The sequence below is a fragment of the Pseudomonas veronii genome, from assembly GCF_002028325.1.
Lineage (GTDB): Bacteria > Pseudomonadota > Gammaproteobacteria > Pseudomonadales > Pseudomonadaceae > Aquipseudomonas > Aquipseudomonas veronii.
The window spans coordinates 4,960,974-4,981,722 of record NZ_CP018420.1 but is presented as its reverse complement, the minus strand read 5'-3'; the positions used below and the strand labels follow the sequence as shown (position 1 = coordinate 4,981,722).

At 61.1% G+C, this 20,749-nt stretch carries 24 protein-coding genes; 23 read left to right on the top strand and 1 reads right to left on the bottom strand.

What is annotated here, in order from left to right:
* Positions 1-46: 46 nt before the first annotated feature.
* From fliN to cspE, 7 genes are all read left to right on the top strand, one after another.
* A complete protein-coding gene (gene fliN / locus PverR02_RS22660) occupies positions 47-514 on the top strand; it encodes a flagellar motor switch protein FliN (RefSeq protein ID WP_017845388.1) in 468 nt (155 codons plus the stop codon).
* 1 nt (position 515) lies between these two features.
* A complete protein-coding gene (gene fliO / locus PverR02_RS22655; RefSeq protein WP_079444453.1) occupies positions 516-950 on the top strand; it encodes a flagellar biosynthetic protein FliO in 435 nt (144 codons plus the stop codon).
* Positions 950-1,693, top strand: coding sequence for a flagellar type III secretion system pore protein FliP (gene fliP, locus PverR02_RS22650; protein WP_046382522.1), 744 nt, complete (start codon positions 950-952; stop codon positions 1,691-1,693). The genes fliO and fliP overlap by 1 nt, the downstream gene beginning before the upstream one ends.
* Before the next feature lie 4 nt (positions 1,694-1,697).
* Positions 1,698-1,967: a flagellar biosynthesis protein FliQ gene (fliQ, locus tag PverR02_RS22645; RefSeq protein ID WP_003175300.1), complete on the top strand. Its 270-nt coding sequence runs from the start codon at positions 1,698-1,700 to the stop codon at positions 1,965-1,967.
* A gap of 4 nt (positions 1,968-1,971) precedes the next feature.
* Positions 1,972-2,757 (top strand): flagellar biosynthetic protein FliR, encoded by a 786-nt coding sequence (fliR, locus tag PverR02_RS22640; protein WP_057003870.1) that lies wholly within the window; start codon positions 1,972-1,974, stop codon positions 2,755-2,757.
* Positions 2,758-2,760: 3 nt separating this feature from the next.
* Positions 2,761-3,897 (top strand): flagellar biosynthesis protein FlhB, encoded by a 1,137-nt coding sequence (gene flhB / locus PverR02_RS22635; protein ID WP_079444452.1) that lies wholly within the window; start codon positions 2,761-2,763, stop codon positions 3,895-3,897.
* A gap of 378 nt (positions 3,898-4,275) precedes the next feature.
* Positions 4,276-4,479 carry a transcription antiterminator/RNA stability regulator CspE gene (gene cspE, locus PverR02_RS22625; RefSeq protein ID WP_017845394.1) on the top strand — a complete coding sequence of 68 codons (204 nt, stop codon included), beginning with the start codon at positions 4,276-4,278 and terminating at the stop codon, positions 4,477-4,479.
* Between the two features lie 109 nt (positions 4,480-4,588).
* Here the strand turns inward: cspE and PverR02_RS22620 are convergent, their stop codons facing one another.
* The gene (locus PverR02_RS22620; RefSeq protein ID WP_079444451.1) at positions 4,589-4,870 is read right to left on the bottom strand and encodes a DUF6124 family protein; all 282 of its coding nucleotides are present in this window, start codon (positions 4,868-4,870) and stop codon (positions 4,589-4,591) included.
* Between the two features lie 447 nt (positions 4,871-5,317).
* On the opposite strand from PverR02_RS22620, the gene PverR02_RS32910 reads away from it, so the two are divergent.
* From PverR02_RS32910 to PverR02_RS22545, 16 genes are all read left to right on the top strand, one after another.
* Positions 5,318-5,443 carry a hypothetical protein gene (locus PverR02_RS32910; protein WP_262377362.1) on the top strand — a complete coding sequence of 42 codons (126 nt, stop codon included), beginning with the start codon at positions 5,318-5,320 and terminating at the stop codon, positions 5,441-5,443.
* Complete coding sequence (locus PverR02_RS32390) at positions 5,440-6,078, top strand: PAAR domain-containing protein (protein ID WP_227778704.1); 639 nt, start codon at positions 5,440-5,442, stop codon at positions 6,076-6,078. The genes PverR02_RS32910 and PverR02_RS32390 overlap by 4 nt, the downstream gene beginning before the upstream one ends.
* Positions 6,078-6,554, top strand: a complete 477-nt coding sequence (locus PverR02_RS22610) for a DUF6392 family protein (protein ID WP_079444450.1) — start codon at positions 6,078-6,080, stop codon at positions 6,552-6,554. The genes PverR02_RS32390 and PverR02_RS22610 overlap by 1 nt, the downstream gene beginning before the upstream one ends.
* 350 nt (positions 6,555-6,904) lie before the next feature.
* On the top strand, positions 6,905-7,117 hold the full coding sequence (locus PverR02_RS22605; RefSeq protein WP_079444449.1) for a cold-shock protein: 213 nt from the start codon (positions 6,905-6,907) through the stop codon (positions 7,115-7,117).
* 278 nt (positions 7,118-7,395) lie between these two features.
* A complete protein-coding gene (flhA, locus tag PverR02_RS22600) occupies positions 7,396-9,510 on the top strand; it encodes a flagellar biosynthesis protein FlhA (RefSeq protein WP_227778909.1) in 2,115 nt (704 codons plus the stop codon).
* A gap of 11 nt (positions 9,511-9,521) precedes the next feature.
* Complete coding sequence (flhF, locus tag PverR02_RS22595) at positions 9,522-10,838, top strand: flagellar biosynthesis protein FlhF (RefSeq protein ID WP_017845399.1); 1,317 nt, start codon at positions 9,522-9,524, stop codon at positions 10,836-10,838.
* Positions 10,839-10,943: 105 nt separating this feature from the next.
* Positions 10,944-11,777 (top strand): flagellar synthesis regulator FleN, encoded by an 834-nt coding sequence (fleN, locus tag PverR02_RS22590; RefSeq protein WP_003192912.1) that lies wholly within the window; start codon positions 10,944-10,946, stop codon positions 11,775-11,777.
* Complete coding sequence (gene fliA / locus PverR02_RS22585; protein ID WP_017845400.1) at positions 11,774-12,514, top strand: RNA polymerase sigma factor FliA; 741 nt, start codon at positions 11,774-11,776, stop codon at positions 12,512-12,514. The genes fleN and fliA overlap by 4 nt, the downstream gene beginning before the upstream one ends.
* A gap of 168 nt (positions 12,515-12,682) precedes the next feature.
* Entirely contained in the window at positions 12,683-13,057 is a 375-nt protein-coding gene (locus PverR02_RS22580; RefSeq protein ID WP_003192908.1) for a chemotaxis response regulator CheY, read from the top strand.
* Between the two features lie 18 nt (positions 13,058-13,075).
* Entirely contained in the window at positions 13,076-13,864 is a 789-nt protein-coding gene (locus tag PverR02_RS22575) for a protein phosphatase CheZ (protein WP_017845401.1), read from the top strand.
* An 11-nt stretch (positions 13,865-13,875) separates the two neighbouring features.
* Complete coding sequence (locus tag PverR02_RS22570) at positions 13,876-16,137, top strand: chemotaxis protein CheA (protein ID WP_079444448.1); 2,262 nt, start codon at positions 13,876-13,878, stop codon at positions 16,135-16,137.
* Between the two features lie 48 nt (positions 16,138-16,185).
* Positions 16,186-17,310 carry a protein-glutamate methylesterase/protein-glutamine glutaminase gene (locus PverR02_RS22565; protein ID WP_079444447.1) on the top strand — a complete coding sequence of 375 codons (1,125 nt, stop codon included), beginning with the start codon at positions 16,186-16,188 and terminating at the stop codon, positions 17,308-17,310.
* Complete coding sequence (locus tag PverR02_RS22560; protein ID WP_017849387.1) at positions 17,310-18,050, top strand: flagellar motor protein; 741 nt, start codon at positions 17,310-17,312, stop codon at positions 18,048-18,050. Before PverR02_RS22565 ends, PverR02_RS22560 begins: the two co-directional genes overlap by 1 nt.
* Positions 18,051-18,192: 142 nt before the next feature.
* Positions 18,193-19,080 (top strand): flagellar motor protein MotD, encoded by an 888-nt coding sequence (gene motD, locus PverR02_RS22555; RefSeq protein WP_017849389.1) that lies wholly within the window; start codon positions 18,193-18,195, stop codon positions 19,078-19,080.
* Between the two features lie 50 nt (positions 19,081-19,130).
* Positions 19,131-19,919 carry a ParA family protein gene (locus PverR02_RS22550; protein WP_017849390.1) on the top strand — a complete coding sequence of 263 codons (789 nt, stop codon included), beginning with the start codon at positions 19,131-19,133 and terminating at the stop codon, positions 19,917-19,919.
* The gene (locus PverR02_RS22545; protein ID WP_017849391.1) at positions 19,919-20,731 is read left to right on the top strand and encodes a CheW domain-containing protein; all 813 of its coding nucleotides are present in this window, start codon (positions 19,919-19,921) and stop codon (positions 20,729-20,731) included. The genes PverR02_RS22550 and PverR02_RS22545 overlap by 1 nt, the downstream gene beginning before the upstream one ends.
* Positions 20,732-20,749 lie beyond the last annotated feature (18 nt).

Below are 20,749 nucleotides of genomic sequence, written 5' to 3'. Positions count from 1 at the left end.
TTGATGCACCCCTATTTATGAATGTTTGCTCCGCCGAGGACATGTAATGGCTACCGAACACGAAAACACTTCCGCCGAAGACCAGGCCCTGGCCGACGAATGGGCTGCGGCCCTGGAAGAAACCGGCGATGTCGGCCAGGACGATATCGACGCGCTGCTGGCGGCCGATGCCTCTACTGCACCGGCCAGTAACCGCCTGCCCATGGAAGAATTCGGCAGCGTGCCGAAGAACAACGACCCGGTGAGCCTCGACGGCCCGAACCTGGACGTGATTCTCGACATCCCGGTGTCGATCTCCATGGAAGTCGGCAGCACCGACATCAACATCCGCAACCTGCTGCAGCTCAACCAGGGCTCGGTGATCGAGCTTGACCGCCTGGCCGGCGAGCCGCTGGACGTGCTGGTCAACGGCACGCTGATCGCCCATGGCGAAGTGGTGGTGGTCAACGAAAAGTTCGGCATTCGCCTGACCGACGTGATCAGCCCGAGCGAACGCATCAAGAAGCTGCGCTGACATGAAGTATTCGATGGCGGGACTGTTGCTGGCGCTGCCATTGAGCGCCCTCGCGGCCGAGCCGGTCGCGCAGGCGGCGGCACCGGTGGTGAGCAGCGGTATCGGCGGTCAGTTGACCCAACTGGTACTGGGCCTTCTGCTGGTGGTCGGGCTGATTTTCGTGCTGGCCTGGCTGATGCGTCGGGTGCAGAACATTGGCCCGGGCAACGCCCAGGTCATCGAGATGATCGGCTCGCGCGCCCTCGGCCCGCGTGATCGGCTGGTGCTGGTGCAGGTGGGCGAGGAACAGATCCTGCTGGGCCTCACCCCCGGCCGCATCACCCCGCTGCATGTGCTCAAGACCCCGGTCAACGTCGCCCCGACCCAAGCCGCCACGCCAGAATTCGCCCAACGCCTGATGGAGTTGCTGGGCAAGGATCAGAAGGATAAGAAGTAATGCGCGTTTTATTGACGCTCATGCTGTGGCTGGCCGCGCCATTGGCGTTCGCCGCCGACCCGTTGTCGATCCCGGCGATTACGCTTGGCACCAACGCGGCCGGGGCCCAGGAGTATTCGGTCAGCCTGCAGATCCTGCTGATCATGACGGCGCTGAGTTTTATCCCGGCGTTTGTCATGCTGATGACCAGCTTCACCCGCATCATTATCGTGTTCTCGATCCTGCGTCAGGCCCTGGGCCTGCAACAGACGCCATCGAACCAGATCCTCACGGGCATGGCGCTGTTCTTGACGATGTTCATCATGGCGCCGGTCTTCGACAAGGTGAACCAGCAAGCCCTGCAGCCTTACCTCGCGGAAAAGCTCACGGCGCAAGACGCCATCGACAAGGCCCAAGGTCCGATCAAGGACTTCATGCTGTCGCAGACCCGCTCCAGCGACCTTGAGCTGTTCATGCGCCTGTCCAAGCGCACCGACATCGCCACGCCGGACCAGGCGCCGCTGACGATCCTGGTGCCGGCGTTCGTCACCTCGGAACTGAAGACGGCGTTCCAGATCGGTTTCATGATCTTTATCCCGTTCCTGATCATCGACTTGGTGGTGGCGAGCGTGCTGATGGCCATGGGGATGATGATGCTGTCGCCGCTGATCATCTCGTTGCCGTTCAAGATCATGCTGTTTGTGCTGGTGGACGGCTGGGCACTGATCATCGGCACGTTGGCCAGCAGTTTCGGCGGAGTGTAGGGCTATGACCCCAGAAGTTGCCGTCGACCTGTTCCGTGAAGCGTTGTGGCTGACCACGATGATGGTTGCCGTGCTGGTGGTGCCGAGCCTGTTGGTTGGCCTGTTGGTGGCGATGTTCCAGGCCGCGACCCAGATCAACGAACAAACCCTGAGCTTCCTGCCGCGCCTGCTGGTGATGCTGGTCACGTTGATTGTCGCCGGCCCGTGGCTGGTGCAAACCTTCATGGAATATATCCTGCAGCTGTACGGCAGTATTCCGCAGTTGATCGGCTGACCGCATGCAATCGCTGCTGGCGTTGACCGACACCCAGATCAGCACCTGGGTCGCGTCGTTTATCTTGCCGCTGTTCCGGGTCACGGCGGTGCTGATGAGCATGCCGGTGTTCGGCACCACCCTGGTACCACGGCGCATCCGGCTGTACTTCGCGGTGGCGATCACCGTGGTGCTGGTGCCGGGCTTGCCGCCGATGCCTGCGGTCAATGCGCTGGACCTCAGTGCGCTGATGCTGATTGCCGAGCAGATCCTGATCGGCTCGCTGCTGGGCTTCTCCCTGCAACTGTTCTTCCAGGCATTCGTGATCGCCGGGCAAATCATCTCGATCCAGATGGGTATGGGTTTTGCGTCGATGGTCGACCCCACCAACGGCGTGTCGGCGGCGGTGATCGGGCAATTCCTGACCATGCTGGTGACCTTGATGTTCCTGGCCATGAACGGCCACCTGGTGGTGTTCGAGGTGCTGACCGAAAGTTTCACCACCTTGCCGGTCGGCTCTGGGTTGGTGGTCAATCACTTCTGGGAACTGGTGGGGCGCCTCAGTTGGGTGTTGGGTGCTTCGCTGTTGCTGGTGCTGCCGGCGATCACCGCGCTGCTGGTGGTCAACATCGCGTTTGGGGTGATGACCCGCGCGGCGCCGCAGCTGAATATCTTCTCTATCGGTTTCCCGTTGACCCTGGTGTTGGGCATGGGGATTTTCTGGATCGGCATGGCCGACATTCTCAATCAGTATCAACCGCTGGCGAGCGACGCCTTGCAGTTCTTACGTGATCTGGCACGGGCGCGCTGAGCCATGGCCGAGAGCGAGAGTGGTCAGGACAAAACAGAAGACCCCACGGAGAAACGTAAAAAGGACTCCCGGGAAAAGGGCGAGATTGCCCGCTCCAAAGAGCTCAACACCGTCGCGACGATGATGGCCGGTGCCGGCGCCTTGCTGATCTACGGCGGCGGCCTGGCGCTCGACCTGATGGAGTTGATGAAACTCAACTTCAGCCTGCCCCGTGAAGTGCTGCTCAGCCCCGGCGCCATGGGGCAGTACCTGCTGCATTCGGGGAAAATCGCGATCCTGGCCGTGCAGCCGATTTTGATCACCTTGCTCCTGGCCGCGCTGATCGGCCCCGTCGCCCTTGGCGGCTGGCTGTTCGCCGCGAACAGCATGGCGCCAAAATTCAGCCGCATGAACCCCGCCGCCGGGCTCAAGCGCATGTTTTCCACCAAGGCGTTGGTGGAACTGCTCAAGGCCCTGGCCAAGTTCATCCTGATTCTGTTCGTGGCGTTGGTGGTATTGTCCTCCGACATCGATGACCTGCTGCGCATCGCCCATGAGCCGCTGGAGTCGGCGATCATCCACAGCGTGCAAGTGGTGGGCTGGAGTGCGTTGTGGATGGCCGCCGGGCTGATCCTGATCGCCGCCGTGGATGCGCCGATCCAGCTGTGGGAAAGCCACAAGAAACTGCTGATGACCAAGCAGGAAGTGCGCGACGAACACAAGGATCAGGAAGGCCGCCCCGAGGTCAAGCAGCGCATTCGCCAACTGCAGCGCGAAATGTCCCAGCGCAAGATGATGGCTTCGGTGCCCGACGCCGACGTGGTGATCACCAACCCGACCCACTACGCCGTGGCCCTCAAGTACGACCCGGAGAAGGGCGGCGCGCCGATGCTGCTGGCCAAGGGCAGCGATTTCACGGCGCTGAAAATCCGCGAAATCGCCGTGGCCAACGACATCCTGTTGCTGGAGTCGCCGGAACTGGCGCGGTCGATCTTCTACTCCACCGACCTCGACCAGGAAATCCCCGCCGGGCTGTACCTGGCCGTGGCCCAGGTATTGGCCTACGTCTACCAGATCCGCCAGTACCGTGCGGGCAAAGGCAAGCGCCCCGATCCGCTCAAGGACCTGCCGATTCCGCCGGATTTGCGGCGCGATTCCTGACCAACTGTTCAAATTGGCACCGTGCCATTCGTCGTAAACCTTCCTGACCTGTCAACTTTGACAGTCGTCACTTTCGCCTTCTCGCGGTTCTATTGCCTCAGGTACTGCGAAGTAAAATGCCGGGAGTGGGGCGATGCAGCTATTCACAGGCCGGGTTAAGTCTTATGACCAGCAGACCGGATTGGGTTCGATTGCGTTGGATAGTGGGGGAGACGATGTGTTGGTAGATCTGTGCAGTTCGGATGGATGCCTGCTTTCGGAGGGGCAGAAAGTGCAGTTTTGGATGATCCATCGACCGGCGGGCATCTATGCATGCGACATTCAACTGATCTGACGACACCTGTGTAAGTTCTTAATTGAAGTGTACGGAGAACGGCCATGGCAACGGGCACTGTGAAATGGTTTAACGCGGAGAAGGGGTTTGGTTTTATTTCTCCCGACGACGGCAGCACGGACGTGTTTGTCCACTATTCAGCAATCACCGGCACCGGTTTCAAAAGTTTGGAAGAAAATCAAAAAGTGGAATACGACGTGACGCAGGGCCAAAAAGGCCCGCAGGCCGAGAATGTGCGTCCTGTATAAAGATCGCCACTGATAGCATCCCTTCGCCGCGCCCATCAGCGTTCTGCCCCCTTGAAGCAAAAGTTGATCGTTCCCACTGGCGGGAACGATCACTGGGTTGGATGCCTGTCTAGGGTTTACCCAGTTCTGTCTCGGCTGATGGCTCGATGTCATCCAGTACTCGCTCGGCCAATAACCGCGCTACCTCAACCAATTGCGCAATTCCCAGCGCCCCTTCTCGCCGTGATCCTTCCAGATCAAAGGCGAAGTCGCAGGTCAGGGCGTGTGCGCAAGCCAGGGTTTCGGTGAGGTTGACCAGCAGGTCTTCGGTGCTGATGCCGTCGATGAGGGTGAACAGCACGGTGGGTGGGGTATTGGTGCCGCGCGGGGGATTTGGGGTTGGTTCAACCATTGTGACGCTCCTGATTTAAGTGGAGCTGCCACTGATCGCCGCGATGCGATGGGGTGGCAGCTGTACGCAGGTTCGCGGACCGGAATCAGGAAACCGGCATACCCGAAGGTATCCCGCGCACAGCCACCATAGCGCCGCACAGTAGACGATAAAAAGACGTCAACTGAAAGCGGACAATGGCACTTTGCGCCTGAATTTACATGGGCCGCGACGCCCGACCGCTGCGCGTGCAGCGAAGTACGGAGACTAGAGAGCGAGTTTCCTAGGGACAACCTCAAACACTTGTCGGAAGTTTCTGTTTTTACAAACACCTAGCCGAACGGTCAGTTGTTTGGTCCTTCATCATTCAGCAGCCTCTTCCTGGCGCCACTCCCGGCGCGATCCCCTCTGCACGACTCAACACCACGATGGTGTGTGAGGCCTCTGCACGCAAAAAAAGGAAGTGACATGAACAGCTCCGATAACACACTGATCAGCAACCTGCAAAACCTGGCTCAGGTGGTGGAATACGCGGACGACGATGGCATCCCTGACCTTCTGCAGCCTGGATATCGCGTAGAGAGCCAGATGTGAAGCGCTACAACATCACCACTGGCGCGACGACCACAGCAGGCGGCAAAGTGATCAGTGGCCTGGAGCGCACCAGCTTCAACGGCCAAATGATCGCCAGGGAGGGTGACCGGGTCGCTTGTCCGGCATGCGGCACTGAAGGCGTCATCGCGCTCGTTGGGCCTCACCTGCACGAAGACTGGGGCGGCAAACAAGCGGCGCTAGAGGGCGATCTCTGTCTGTGCAAATGCGACCCGCCACCGGAGCTGATCGCCTGCCAGCGCTTCAAGTGTCAGGTGTTCGAAACGCAACCCCAGCGTGTCGCCTTCACTTGGACCGGACCAAGCACCCCCAACCCGCCCGTTTCCAACTTATCCACCCCCGGCATAATGAATCGTGCCGCTGATGCGTGTGTGTTCGCCAAGTCATGCGTTTCGGTGCCGGTCGGTTCCACGGCGGCAGGAACCAGCCCTGAACACGCGACAAACTTTGGCACCACGGCCGTCATGGCTTCGACCGGCACTGCGGGCGCTGTCGGGAGGGTCGCCGGAACACGCGGCAGCGACCTTGGCGCCTGGGCCGAGGGCTTCACCGAAGCCGGCGTTGAAGTGGCTCGAGAGCAACTGCATAGGCTCAACAAAGAACAGGGGTGGTATTGATGAATGCAACAACTATCGAGGGCTGGATCAAGAGTCTTGGCAGGCGCTACGAAGTTTTGATTGCCGAGGGGCTGATACCGAGCCAGCCGCTACGGGAACTCTATGAAGGGCGGGATCGATTATATCTAGAACCAACATTAGGCCTATCCCTGAGTTTTTGGGCTGAAACCAAGCGACTGGAAACGCTATTCATCACTCTGATTAAAAGCACTCCCTCCACGGTTGAGTACAAAGGCGGTCTACCCAAGCCGCTCACCTCTATGATGACAAAATCTGACATCCGGTCTCATTTCGGCGCCCCTCTAGAATGGAGTGATCCTGTAAAAATCCCACAGCCCGTGGGCATGACTGGAGGATGGGATGCCTATCGCCTTGATCCGAGCATGTATCCGAATATCAAGCTGATTTGCAAGTACAACTCCACTTTTCAGGTAAAAACGTTGGTGTTTACATTGATTGATAAGGGCCACGATTGATCTTTGCTTCATTACTTCGATTTCGGTCAGTTGGTGAATACACTCGCTGGCCGATATCGCAACGCACCTGTCTATGAACTCCCTCATCTGGTCACCCTCAAGCAGCAGTTGGAAGGCTTCTTGCCGCCCCGCTTCCAAGTCGCCTCCCAGTGTCAAAACTTAGTGAAAAGGGGTATCGGTGATTCGACGCTTACGGCGTACATACCAAGCCCGAAAGTGGCGCTGATCGTGTGCCTGACGTGCTTACCACTTGGCGTCAGCGTCTACCTGTTAACTTTGACAGTAGCCATCGTCAGCGCTTGGAGGTTTGATAGGGCTTCGGGTTCTGATGGGTAGGCAGGAGAAAGGAAATGGAAACAGGCACCGTGAAGTTCTTCAACGTTGAGAAAGGCTCTGGGTTCATTACGCCGGACGGAGGGGGGCCTGATCTTTATGTCCACGTCTCATCATTCAGGGGTAGTGACCTCACCGTGCTCGAAGAAGGTCAGCGGGTGGAATACGAAGTCATGCTAGGCCCAAAAGGCGCAAAAGACCTACGAGCCATTGGCGTGCGCGTGCTCTGAGCACGCGCGCGGCAACCCTCATCTTCGTCGAAGATTTCTCTGTCAGCAGCGGGTGTCCGCAGATCGATATGTGGGAGCGGGCAAGCCGGCTCCCACGTTTGAGTCGGTCCGCCCGCGCAAATCCCTGTGCCCTGTCAGTCCGCACGCGCCACTGCCTCGCGATCTGAGTCGCAAAACAAAAGTTGGAAGGCTTCTTGCAATAGCGCCTCCAGGACGCCTCCCGGCGTCAAAAGTTTGCTTCAAGGATGCGAGGAGTACCGGTGGTAGATCGCTCTCAAATGCTCAGCACGGCCCGCAGCACCCTGACTGACCTCTCGCGGGGCAATCTGGGTGTGCCGTTGTTGTTGCTGGTGATGCTGGCAATGATGATGTTGCCGATGCCGCCGTTCCTGCTCGACGTGTTCTTCACCTTCAACATCGCCTTGTCCGTCGTGGTCCTGCTGGTCTGCGTCTATGCGTTGCGGCCGCTGGATTTCGCGGTGTTTCCCACCATTCTGCTGATCGCCACGCTGTTGCGGCTGGCGTTGAACGTAGCGTCGACCCGCGTGGTCATGCTCCACGGCCAGGACGGGCATGCCGCCGCCGGTAAGGTGATCCAGGCCTTCGGTGAGGTGGTGATCGGCGGTAACTACGTGGTCGGTATCGTGGTGTTCGCGATCCTGATGATCATCAACTTCGTGGTAGTGACCAAGGGCGCCGGGCGGATTTCCGAGGTGAGCGCGCGCTTTACCCTCGACGCCATGCCCGGCAAACAGATGGCCATCGACGCCGACCTCAACGCCGGCCTGATCGACCAGAACCAGGCCAAATCGCGCCGCCTGGAAGTGGCCCAGGAGGCCGAGTTCTACGGTTCCATGGACGGTGCCAGCAAATTCGTGCGCGGTGACGCCATCGCCGGCCTGTTGATTCTGTTCATCAACCTGATCGGCGGCATGGCGGTCGGGATCTTCCAGCACGGCATGACCTTCGGCGATGCGGGCAAGGTCTACGCCCTGCTGACCATCGGTGACGGTTTAGTGGCGCAATTGCCATCACTGTTGTTATCCACAGCTGCGGCGATCATGGTGACCCGTGCGTCGGGCTCCGAAGACATGGGCAAGCAGATCAGCCGGCAGATGTTCGCCTCGCCCAAGGCGCTGGCCGTGGCGGCGGGCATCATGGCGATCATGGGCATTGTGCCCGGCATGCCCCACGTCTCGTTCTTGAGCATGGCGGCGATGGCCGCCGGTGGCGCCTACCTGTTCTGGAAAAAGCAGAACTTGGTCAAGGTGAAGGCCCAGCAAGAAATCGCGCGCCAGCAGGAACTGCTGCCGTCGCCGGCCCGCGCCCAGGAAACCAAGGAGTTGGGCTGGGACGATGTGACCCCGATCGACATGATCGGCCTGGAAGTCGGCTACCGCCTGATCCCGTTGGTCGACCGCAACCAGGGCGGCCAATTGCTCGCGCGGATCAAGGGCGTGCGCAAGAAGCTGTCCCAGGACCTGGGCTTCCTGATGCCCACTGTGCATATCCGTGACAACCTCGACCTGGCCCCCAGCGCCTACCGCCTGACCCTGATGGGCGTGATCCTCGCCGAAGCGGAGATCTACCCCGACCGCGAGCTGGCGATCAACCCGGGCCAGGTGTTCGGCACGTTGAACGGTATAACCGCCAAAGATCCGGCTTTTGGTCTGGAGGCGGTCTGGATCGAAGTCAGCCAGCGCAGTCAGGCGCAGTCCCTCGGCTACACCGTGGTGGACGCCAGCACCGTGGTCGCCACGCACCTCAACCAGATTCTGTACAAGCACTCCCACGAGCTGATCGGCCACGAAGAAGTCCAGCAACTAATGGGTTTGCTGGCCAAAGCCTCGCCCAAGCTCGCCGAAGAGCTGGTGCCGGGCGTGCTGTCGCTGTCGCAATTGCTCAAGGTGCTGCAGGCGCTGCTGGCCGAACAGGTGCCGGTGCGCGACATTCGCAGCATCGCCGAGGCCATCGCCAACAATGCCGCCAAGAGTCAAGATACTGCCGCGTTGGTGGCCGCCGTGCGCGTTGGATTATCCCGCGCTATCGTACAAAGCATTGTAGGGATTGAGTCTGAGCTGCCTGTGATCACCTTGGAGCCAAGGTTGGAACAAATATTGCTCAATAGTATTCAGAAGGCAGGACAGGGCCAGGAAGAGGGCGTTCTGCTGGAGCCAAGCATGGCTGAAAAACTGCAGCGTTCATTGATCGAAGCAGCGCAGCGTCAGGAAATGCAGGGCCAGCCGGTGATTCTGCTGGTGGCAGGCCCGGTCCGGGCGATGTTGTCGCGGTTTGGACGCCTGGCAGTGCCGAATTTGCACGTTTTGGCTTATCAGGAAATCCCTGACAACAAGCAAGTGACTATCGTCGCGACAGTAGGGCCCAACGGCTGAGGTAGTGGGTTATGCAAGTAAAGCGTTTTTTCGCCGCCGATATGCGTCAGGCCATGAAACTGGTACGTGACGAGCTGGGCGCCGACGCTGCGATTATCGGTAACCGTCGTATTGCCGGCGGTGTCGAGCTGACGGCTGCCCTGGATTACACCCCTTCGGCGCTGGCCCCGCGTGTCCCGAACATGGAGCTTGAAGACGAGCTGCGCAAGACGGCCTCGCGCATTGTCTCGGCCCAGGCCGAACTGAGCATGCGCGGTGACAGCGATGCGACCACCAATCGCCAGTTGTTCGCCGGCCTGCCGCTGACTGCCGCCGAGCCGCTGGTCGAGCCGACGTTCATCGAACCGCCGCGTCCTGCCGCGCCTGCCCCGGCCGCCGCAGTCGACCAGCGTGTGTTCGACTCGATGCGCTTTGAGCTCAACGGCCTGCGCGAGCTGCTGGAAGTGCAGCTCGGTTCGCTGGCCTGGACCCAACTGCAAGGCAGCAAGCCGCAACAGGCCAACCTGTGGCGTCGCCTGCAACGCATCGGCCTGTCCGGCCCGTTGTCTCGCGACCTGCTGGCGCTGACCACCGAAATCGAAGAGCCTCGCCAGGCCTGGCGCATGTTGCTGGCCCACCTGGCGCGGATGATCGTCACCCCGGAACTCGAACCCCTGGAAGAGGGCGGCGTGATCGCCATGGTCGGCCCTGCCGGCATGGGCAAGACCACCACGCTGGCCAAGCTGGCGGCGCGCTACGTGCTCAAGTACGGCGCCCAGAACATCGCGCTGGTAAGCATGGACAGCTACCGCATCGGTGCCCAGGAGCAACTCAAGACCCTGGGCCGCATCCTCAATGTGTCGGTGACCCACGTCGACCCGGGCCAGTCCCTGGCCAACGCCCTCGATCCGTTGCTGCGCAAACGTGTGGTGCTGATCGATACCGCCGGCCTGCAAGCCAGCGATCCGGCGTTGCGCATGCAGCTGGAGAGCCTGGCCGGGCGTGGCATCAAGGCAAAAAATTACCTGGTGCTTGCAACCACCAGCCAAAAACAAGTTCTTACCGCTGCGTACCATAGCTACAAGCGCTGCGGCCTGGCCGGATGCATCCTCACCAAGCTCGACGAAACCGCGAGCCTGGGCGAGGTGCTGAGCCTGGCTATCAGTCATGAACTTCCGGTCGCCTACCTGACCGACGGGCCGCGGATTCCGGATGATTTGCATCTGCCGCGCCGTCATCAGTTGGTCAGCCGTGCCGTCAGCGTGCAAATGCAAGAAGAGCCTAGCGAGGAAGCGATGGCCGATATGTTCGCTGACCTTTACCACAACCCGGCAAAGCGGGTGGGTTGAGGCAGCATGAACACCATGAAATGTATCTACATCGATGGTCTGCAAGCGATTCACGCGGCCAAGCCATGTAGCCTGCGTCTAAGCAAGACAAGGTAAAGAATTAAAATGGGCAGCATGCATCCCGTACAGGTGATCGCGGTGACCGGCGGCAAAGGTGGCGTCGGGAAAACTAACGTGTCAGTGAATTTGTCCCTGGCCCTGGCAGAGCTTGGCCGTCGTGTCATGCTGCTGGATGCTGACCTTGGGTTGGCGAACGTTGACGTTTTGCTGGGGCTCACGCCCAAACACACCCTCGCCGATGTGATCGAGGGTCGCTGCGAGCTGCGCGACGTGCTGCTGCAGGGCCCTGGAGGCATCCGCATCGTGCCGGCCGCCTCGGGCACCCAGAGCATGGTCCACTTGAGCCCTGCGCAGCATGCCGGCCTGATCCAGGCGTTCAGCGATATCGGCGACAACCTCGACGTGCTGGTGATCGACACCGCCGCCGGGATTGGCGAGTCCGTGGTCAGCTTCGTGCGCGCCGCGCAAGAAGTCCTGCTGGTGGTCTGCGATGAACCCACCTCGATCACCGACGCCTACGCCCTGATCAAACTGCTCAACCGCGACTACGGCATGAACCGCTTCCGCGTGCTGGCCAACATGGCCCAGAGCCCGCAGGAAGGACGCAACCTGTTCGCCAAGTTGACCAAGGTCACTGATCGCTTTCTCGATGTCGCCTTACAATACGTCGGCGCAGTTCCCTATGACGAGTGTGTACGCAAGGCCGTGCAAAAGCAGCGTGCGGTCTACGAAGCGTTCCCTCGTTCGAAATGCGCGTTGGCGTTCAAGGCTATTGCTCAGAAGGTCGATACCTGGCCGTTGCCCGCCAACCCTCGGGGGCATCTGGAGTTTTTCGTCGAGCGATTGGTGCATCAGACGAGCGCAGGACCGGTGCTATGACAGCCAGCGGCTATAACCTTTACAAAAATTCGGCACGTGACCGTCAGGGCGAATTGATCGAGCGCTATGCGCCGCTGGTCAAGCGCATTGCCTATCACTTGCTGGCACGCCTGCCCGCCAGTGTCCAGGTCGAAGACTTGATCCAGGCCGGCATGATCGGCCTGCTCGAAGTATCGACCAAATACGACGCGAGCAAGGGTGCGAGTTTCGAGACGTATGCGGGTATCCGTATCCGTGGTGCGATGCTCGATGAAGTGCGTAAAGGGGATTGGGCGCCGCGTTCGGTACACCGCAATACGCGCATGGTCAGTGACGCAATTCGTGCAATTGAAGCAAAAACCGGTCGCGACGCTAAAGATCACGAAGTTGCGGCCGAACTCCAATTGAGTCTCGACGATTATTACGGGATTTTGAACGATACCTTGGGCAGCCGCCTGTTCAGTTTCGACGACCTGTTGCAGGACGGCGAACACGAAGGGCTGCACGAGGACGGCGCGAGTGCTCATCTCGAACCGTCGCGCGACCTGGAAGATGAACGCTTTCAGGGGGCGCTGGCGGACGCGATTGCCAATCTGCCGGAGCGTGAGCGACTGGTGTTGGCGCTGTACTACGACGAAGAGCTGAACCTCAAGGAAATCGGTGAGGTCCTGGGGGTCAGCGAATCGCGTGTCAGCCAGCTGCACAGCCAGTGCGCAGCCCGCTTGCGGGGACGCCTGGGAGAGTGGCGCGCGCGCTGACAGGCAGTGTGGGGACACTGCAGACACTACCGCGAGGCCCTTGGTTTTCGCGGGTGAGTTTCGTGGTGCCCTGGGCAGTCCTTTTTGTGTAACGCCTGTTGATTGAAATGGCGCGTCCAGGTGCTGGACGCGTTTTAAGACTGCTTGGAGGTCGAATTGGACAAGAACATGAAAATCCTCATCGTTGATGACTTCTCAACGATGCGGCGGATCATAAAAAACCTGTTGCGTGACCTGGGGTTCACCAACACGGTCGAGGCGGATGACGGCCTTACGGCGATTCCGATCCTCAACAGCGGGAGCATCGACTTTCTGGTAACCGACTGGAACATGCCCGGCATGACCGGTATCGACTTGCTGCGCCATGTGCGCGCCGATGAAAAACTGCGCAGCCTTCCCGTGTTGATGGTGACCGCCGAAGCCAAGCGTGAGCAGATCATCGAAGCCGCCCAGGCCGGGGTCAACGGCTACGTGGTCAAGCCATTCACTGCATTGGCCTTGAAAGAGAAGATCGAAAAAATCTTCGAACGCATCCACGGCTAATGCCATCGCGGGGGAGCTATGGAGCATAAAGAAACGTCACAGGGGGACTTTGAGTCGACCCTGAAAAAGCATGCTCACCAACTGGTCGAGAGCCTTGAAAAAGGCCAGTTCGGCGACGCGGTGCAGTTAATCCATGAGCTTAACCAGACCCGTGACCGCGGCCTGTATCAGGAAGTGGGCAAGCTCACGCGCGAGCTGCACAGTGCGATCGTCAATTTTCAGATTGACCCGCACATGCCCCAGGCTGAAGAAATTTCGCAAATCACCGATGCCACTGAGCGCCTGTCCTATGTGGTCAGGCTGACTGAAGCGGCGGCCAACCGCACCATGGACCTGGTGGAAAACGCCACGCCTCTGGTCAACGGCATGGCCAACGAAGCCCAGGCCCTCAGCGTTGACTGGGGCCGCTTCATGCGTCGGGAAGTGGGGGCTGAGGAGTTTCGTGAGTTGGCCCGTCGGGTCGAGGGTTTCCTGTCGCGCAGCGAACAGGACAACCACACGGTGTCCAGCAACCTCAATGACATTCTGCTCGCCCAGGATTACCAGGACCTCACCGGTCAGGTGATCAAGCGCGTGACCCAATTGGTCACCGAAGTGGAAAGCAACTTGCTCAAATTGGTGCTTATGGCAGGCCAAGTTGATCGTTTCGCCGGCATCGAACATGACCGCGAAGCGATCCTCTCGGAAAAAGATCCACAAAAACATCTCGCCAAGGGTGAAGGTCCGCAGATTCATGCCGATAAACGTGAAGACGTTATGTCAGGTCAGGATGACGTAGATGACCTGTTATCCAGTTTAGGCTTCTAAGGAGCACACCCATGAGCTTCGGCGCCGATGAAGAAATCCTTCAGGATTTCCTTGTAGAGGCCGGCGAAATTTTAGAGCAACTGTCCGAACAACTGGTCGAGCTGGAAAGCCGACCGGATGATGCGAACCTGCTCAATGCAATTTTTCGCGGTTTTCACACTGTAAAAGGGGGCGCCGGCTTCCTCCAGCTCCATGAGCTGGTGGAGTGCTGCCACATCGCCGAGAACGTGTTCGACATCCTGCGCAAGGGTGAGCGTCACGTTGATTCGGAGCTGATGGACGTGATTCTCGAAGCGCTGGATGCGGTCAACGGCATGTTCAGCGAAGTTCGCGAACGTGCCCCGATCACCGCAGCCACCCCGGAACTGCTGGCCGCCCTGGCGCGTCTGGCGGAACCTGCCGACACCGCGGCCGCGCCGGTGGTGGAAGCGGCTCCGGAGCCTGTGGTCGAAGCCGAAGCGGATGTCACCGACAGCGAGTTCGAGCAACTGCTCGACTCCCTCAATGCGGTCAAGGCCGAAGCCGAAGCGCCGCAAGCGGTCGCTGCAGTTGCCGCGCCCGCCGCGCCGACCGGCGAAGACATTACCGACGCAGAATTCGAATCCCTGCTCGATCAGTTGCACGGCAAGGGCCAGTTCGCTGCCGACGCCGTTGCACCTGCGGCTGAGGCGCAAGCACCTGCGAGTGCCTCGCAAGTTCCGGCAGCCACCGCCGCCGCCGGCACCGACATTACCGACGACGAATTCGAAGCGTTGCTCGACCAGTTGCATGGCAAGGGCTCCTTTGCTGCCGATGCCTTGCCGGAAGTCGCCGCAACTGCTGCTGCACCGGCTGCTGCCGCTGCCGCTGCCGCACCTGCCGGCGACGGGCTGATTTCCGATCACGAATTCGAAGCCCTGCTCGACGAATTGCACGGCAAGGGCAAGTTCGCCGAAGTGGCCGCTGGCGCTGCGGCGACGGCAGCCCCGGTGGCGGCCAAACCGGCACCGGCCAAAGCCGCGGCACCTGCTGCCGCCAAGCCGGCCCCGGCCCCGGCTGCCGCCGCTCCTGCCGCTGCCGCGCGTGCCCCGGCCGCCGCTGCGGCCGACAAGCCTGCCAGCGAAGCCGAAACCACGGTGCGTGTGGATACCGCGCGCCTGGACGACATCATGAACATGGTCGGCGAACTGGTGCTGGTGCGTAACCGCCTGGTGCGCCTGGGCCTGAACAGTGGCGACGAAGCCATGCAGAAGGCCGTGTCGAACCTCGACGTGGTCACTGCCGACCTGCAGACCGCGGTGATGAAGACGCGGATGCAGCCGATCAAGAAAGTCTTCGGTCGCTTCCCGCGCCTGGTTCGTGACCTGGCTCGCCAGCTCAAGAAAGAAATCAACCTGGAACTGGTGGGTGAAGAAACCGACCTCGACAAAAACCTTGTCGAGGCCCTGGCCGACCCGCTGGTCCACTTGGTGCGCAACGCCGTCGACCACGGCGTGGAAACCCCGGAAGAGCGCGAGGCCGCGGGCAAGTCCCGTAACGGCAAGGTGATTCTGGCGGCGGAACAAGAGGGTGACCATATCCTGCTGTCGATCACCGATGACGGCAAAGGCATGGACCCGGCGATCCTGCGCGGTATCGCCGTCAAGCGTGGCGTGATGGACAAGGATGCCGCCGACCGCTTGACCGACACCGAGTGCTACAACCTGATTTTCGCGCCGGGCTTCTCGACCAAGACCGAGATTTCCGACGTGTCGGGCCGTGGCGTGGGCATGGACGTGGTGAAAACCAAGATCAGCCAGCTCAACGGTTCGATCAATATCTACTCGACCAAGGGCCTGGGCTCGAAGATCGTCATCAAGGTGCCGTTGACCCTGGCGATCATGCCGACCCTGATGGTGATGCTGGGCAACCAGGCCTTCGCTTTCCCGCTGGTCAACGTCAACGAGATCTTCCACCTCGACCTGTCGCGCACCAACGTGGTGGACGGCCAGGAAGTGGTGATCGTGCGCGACAAAGCGTTGCCACTGTTCTACCTCAAGCGCTGGCTGGTCGCCTCGGCCGCCCATGAAGAGCAGCGCGAAGGCCATGTGGTGATTCTCTCCGTGGGCACCCAGCGCATCGGCTTTGTCGTCGATCAACTGGTCGGCCAGGAAGAAGTGGTCATCAAGCCTTTGGGCAAAATGCTGCAGGGAACCCCGGGCATGTCGGGTGCGACCATCACCGGTGACGGTCGTATCGCGTTGATTCTCGATGTTCCGAGCATGCTCAAGCGTTACGCCGCACGGCGTATTTGATTCTGGTGGGGCAGGGCGGTATTGCCTGCCCCGCCTAACGGAGTGTTTATGGTAGTCAAGGTCCTGGTGGTGGACGATTCGGGTTTCTTCCGCCGCCGCGTCTCGGAAATTCTTTCCGCCGATCCAACGATCCAGGTGGTCGGCACGGCCACCAACGGTAAAGAGGCGATTGATCAAGCCATTGCGTTGAAGCCGGACGTGATCACCATGGACTACGAGATGCCGATGATGGATGGCATCACCGCAGTCCGACACATCATGCAGCGCTGTCCGACCCCGGTATTGATGTTCTCCTCGCTGACCCACGAAGGCGCCCGGGTCACCCTGGATGCGCTGGACGCCGGTGCGGTGGACTTCCTGCCGAAGAATTTCGAAGACATCTCGCGCAACCCCGAGAAGGTCAAGCAGATGCTGTGCGAGAAGGTCCACAGCATTTCGCGCAGCAACCGTCGCAGCCTGTTCAGCGCCCCGGCGCCTGCGCCGGTCGCGGCTCCGGCGGCGCCCACCAGCACGGCGTTCGGTCGCCCGGCGCCGGCAGCGGTTGCCCGGCCTGCCGCGGCAACCGTGCGGGCACCTGCGCCAAGCGCCCATTCGCCGGCGCCGAAACGCAAGGCCTACAAGCTGGTTGCCATTGGTACTTCGACCGGCGGCCCGGTTGCCCTGCAACGGGTCTTGACCCAACTGCCGGCCAACTTCCCGGCGCCGATCGTGCTGATCCAGCACATGCCCGCCGCGTTCACCAAGGCCTTCGCCGAGCGCCTGGACAAGCTGTGCCGCATCAGCGTCAAGGAAGCCGAGGATGGCGACATCCTGCGTCCTGGCCTGGCGCTGCTGGCGCCTGGGGGCAAGCAGATGATGGTCGATGGCCGTGGCGCGATCAAAATCCTGCCGGGCGATGAGCGCCTCAACTACAAACCCTGCGTGGATATCACCTTCGGTTCGGCAGCCAAGTCCTACGGCGACAAAGTTCTGGCGGTGGTGCTCACCGGCATGGGCGCCGACGGTCGCGAAGGCGCGCGCCTGCTCAAGCAGGGCGGCAGTGCGATCTGGGCCCAGGACGAAGCCAGTTGCGTGATTTATGGCATGCCGATGGCCATCGTCAAGGCTGAGCTGGCCGACGCGATCTACAGCCTGGACGATATCGGCAGGCATTTGGTGGAGGCCTGCCTCTGATGGATGTACTGAGTCTGATCGGTATCACCATGGCGTTTGTCGCGATCATCGGCGGCAACTACCTCGAAGGCGGGCACCTCGGCGCCCTGGCCAACGGCCCGGCGGCGCTGATCGTGATCGGTGGCACCGTCGGCGCGGCATTGCTGCAGTCGCCCTTGAGTTCGTTCAAGCGTGCCATGCAGATCCTGATCTGGATTATTTTCCCGCCGCGCGTCGATCTGGCCGGCGGCATCGACCGCGTGGTCAACTGGAGCCTCACCGCACGCAAGGAAGGCCTGCTGGGCCTGGAAGGCGTGGCCGATGCCGAGCCCGACAGCTACGCGCGCAAAGGCCTGCAATTGCTGGTGGACGGCGCCGAGCCGGAGGCGATTCGCAGCATCCTGGAAGTGGATTTCTACACCCAGGAAAGCCGCGATATCAACGCCGCCAAAGTCTTTGAAAGCATGGGCGGCTACGCGCCGACCATCGGCATCATCGGTGCGGTGATGGGCCTGATCCACGTGATGGGCAACCTCGCCGATCCGTCGCAACTGGGCAGCGGCATTGCCGTGGCGTTTGTCGCCACCATCTACGGTGTGGCGAGTGCCAACCTGGTGCTGTTGCCGGTGGCCAGCAAGCTCAAGTCGATTGCCCTGCGCCAGTCGCGTTACCGTGAAATGTTGCTCGAAGGCATCCTGTCGATTGCCGAGGGCGAGAACCCGCGCTCCATCGAATTGAAGCTCCAGGGCTTCATGGATTGATGTACATGAAACGTGTAGGAGCGAGCTTGTTCGCGAAAATCGTCAACGATGACGCGGGCATCTTGGATGAACGCGTTGCTCTCGGATTTTTCGCGAGCAAGCCCGCTCCTGCAGGTGATTCGTTTTGCGGAGGTAATCGTCTGTGAGCCGTCGCCGTCGCGAGCCTGAAGAACACGTCAACCATGAACGCTGGCTGGTGTCCTACGCGGACTTCATCACCTTGCTGTTCGCGTTTTTCGTGGTGATGTACTCCATCTCGTCGATCAACGAAGGCAAGTACAAAGTCATTTCCCAAGCGCTGATCGGCGTGTTCAACGACGCCGATCGTTCGCTCAAGCCGATCCCGATCGGCGAAGAGCGGCCCAAGACCGTGACCCCGGCCAAGCCGCTGGTCAACGACAGCGATGAGACCTCCGCCGGCATGGGCGGCACCGGCGACCCGCTGAAAAGCATCGCCGACGATATCAGCGCCGCGTTCGGCGACTTGATCAGCTCCAACCAGATGACCGTGCGCGGCAATGAGTTGTGGGTGGAGATCGAGCTCAATTCGAGCCTGCTATTCGCCAGCGCCGATGCCATGCCCAGCGACCAGGCGTTCACCATCATCGACAAGGTGGCGGCGATCCTCAAGCCGTTTGAAAACCCGATCCACGTCGAAGGCTTCACCGACAATATCCCCATCAGTACCGCGCAGTACCCGACCAACTGGGAGCTGTCGTCGGCCCGGGCGGCGAGCATCGTGCGGATGCTCGCGATGCAGGGCGTGAACCCCGGTCGCCTGGCGTCGGTCGGCTACGGCGAGTTCCAGCCGGTGGCCAATAACGCCACGGCGGAAGGCCGCGCCCGCAACCGCCGGGTGGTGCTGGTGGTCTCGCGCAACCTGGATGTGCGCCGCAGCCTGACCGGCACCGGCACGGCAAATGCAACCCCGGACGCGGCATTGAAGCGGGCTGGCACACAAACTGCACCGGCCCTTGCAAAGCCGCCGGTACGGCAAAGCTCCGTCAATTCTCCGTCACCGGCTCAATAACCTATGCACTGTCTCGGTCGCGCCTGTGCCCGCCGGGAGGAATCAACCGAATGAGAGTCTGGGCAGTTGCCAATCAAAAAGGTGGAGTCGGCAAGACCACCACCTCCATCGCCTTAGCCGGCTTGCTGGCCGAGGCGGGCAAGCGCGTGGTCGTGGTCGACCTGGACCCCCACGGCTCGATGACCAGCTATTTCGGCTACGACCCGGACGCGCTGGAGCACAGCTGCTACGACTTGTTCCTGCACAAGGGCAGCGTGCCGAGCGATCTGCCCGGGCAACTGCTGCTGCCCACCAGCAATGAAAGCATTTCCCTGCTGCCGTCGAGCACCGCCCTGGCCACCCTTGAGCGCCAGTCGCCGGGGCAGAGCGGCCTGGGCCTGGTGATCGCCAAGACCCTGGCGCAACTGTGGCAGGACTTCGACTACGCGATCATCGACAGCCCGCCGTTGCTCGGCGTGCTGATGGTCAACGCCTTGGCGGCCAGCCAGCAGTTGGTGATCCCGGTGCAGACCGAGCACCTCGCGGTCAAGGGCCTGGAACGCATGGTCAGCACCCTGGCGATGATCAACCGCTCACGCAAACAGGCGCTGCCGTTCAGCATCGTGCCGACGTTGTTCGACCGCCGCACCCAGGCGTCCCTCGGCACCTTGCGCGTACTGCGCGATGCCTACCCGGACACCATCTGGCAGGGCTATATCCCGGTGGACACGCGCCTGCGCGACGCCAGCCGCGCCGGCCTGACCCCTTCGCAGTTCGACGGTAAAAGTCGCGGCGTGCTGGCGTACCGCGCGCTGCTCAAGCACCTGCTGTCGCAACAGCTTGTGGCGCAGGTGGCGTGATGAACCGTCCTGTCGAACTCAAGGTCAAGACGCGGCCGCAACTGGCACTGGAATCCTACCTGGATGCCTTGCTGCAGGACGCGACCGAGGAAGAACTGCCGGAACCGCTGCTGGTCCTCGAACCCGCCGTAGACGCACAAAGCACACTGGATGAATTCCAGTTGGCGGTGCTGGAAGAACAGGCGCGTGATGCGCAGGTGATGGTGCCGAGTCCACCGGTCGTGGTTGCGCCTGTAGTGGTTGCGCCTGTGCCGGTCGCACCGGTGGTGGTCGAGCCGGTGGTTGAAGTCCACCTGCCGCCGAGCATCACGCCGCCGCCGGTCACCGGCGACGGCCGCCCGGCGTGGGCCGCCGAGCCGTTCGAATGCCTGCTGTTCGACGTCGCCGGGTTGACCCTGGCGGTGCCGCTGGTGTGCCTGGGCTCGATCTATTCCCTGGAAGGCCAGGAGCTGACACCGCTGTTCGGGCAACCGGAGTGGTTCCTCGGCATCCTGCCCAGCCAGGCCGGCAACCTCAAGGTGCTGGACACCGCGCGCTGGGTGATGCCCGACCGCTACCGCGATGATTTCCGCCAGGGCTTGCAATACGTGATTTCGGTGCAAGGCTACGAGTGGGGGCTGGCCGTGCATCAAGTCAGCCGCTCGTTGCGCCTGGACCCGAATGAAATCAAATGGCGCAGCCAACGGGGCCAGCGCCCTTGGTTGGCGGGCACCGTGATCGAACACATGTGCGCGTTGCTCGACGTCGCCGAACTGGCCGAGTTGATCGCCAGCGGCGCGGTCAAGTCGATGCCGGGCCAGCAACGCAGTTAATTGAACAAGATCGGCCGC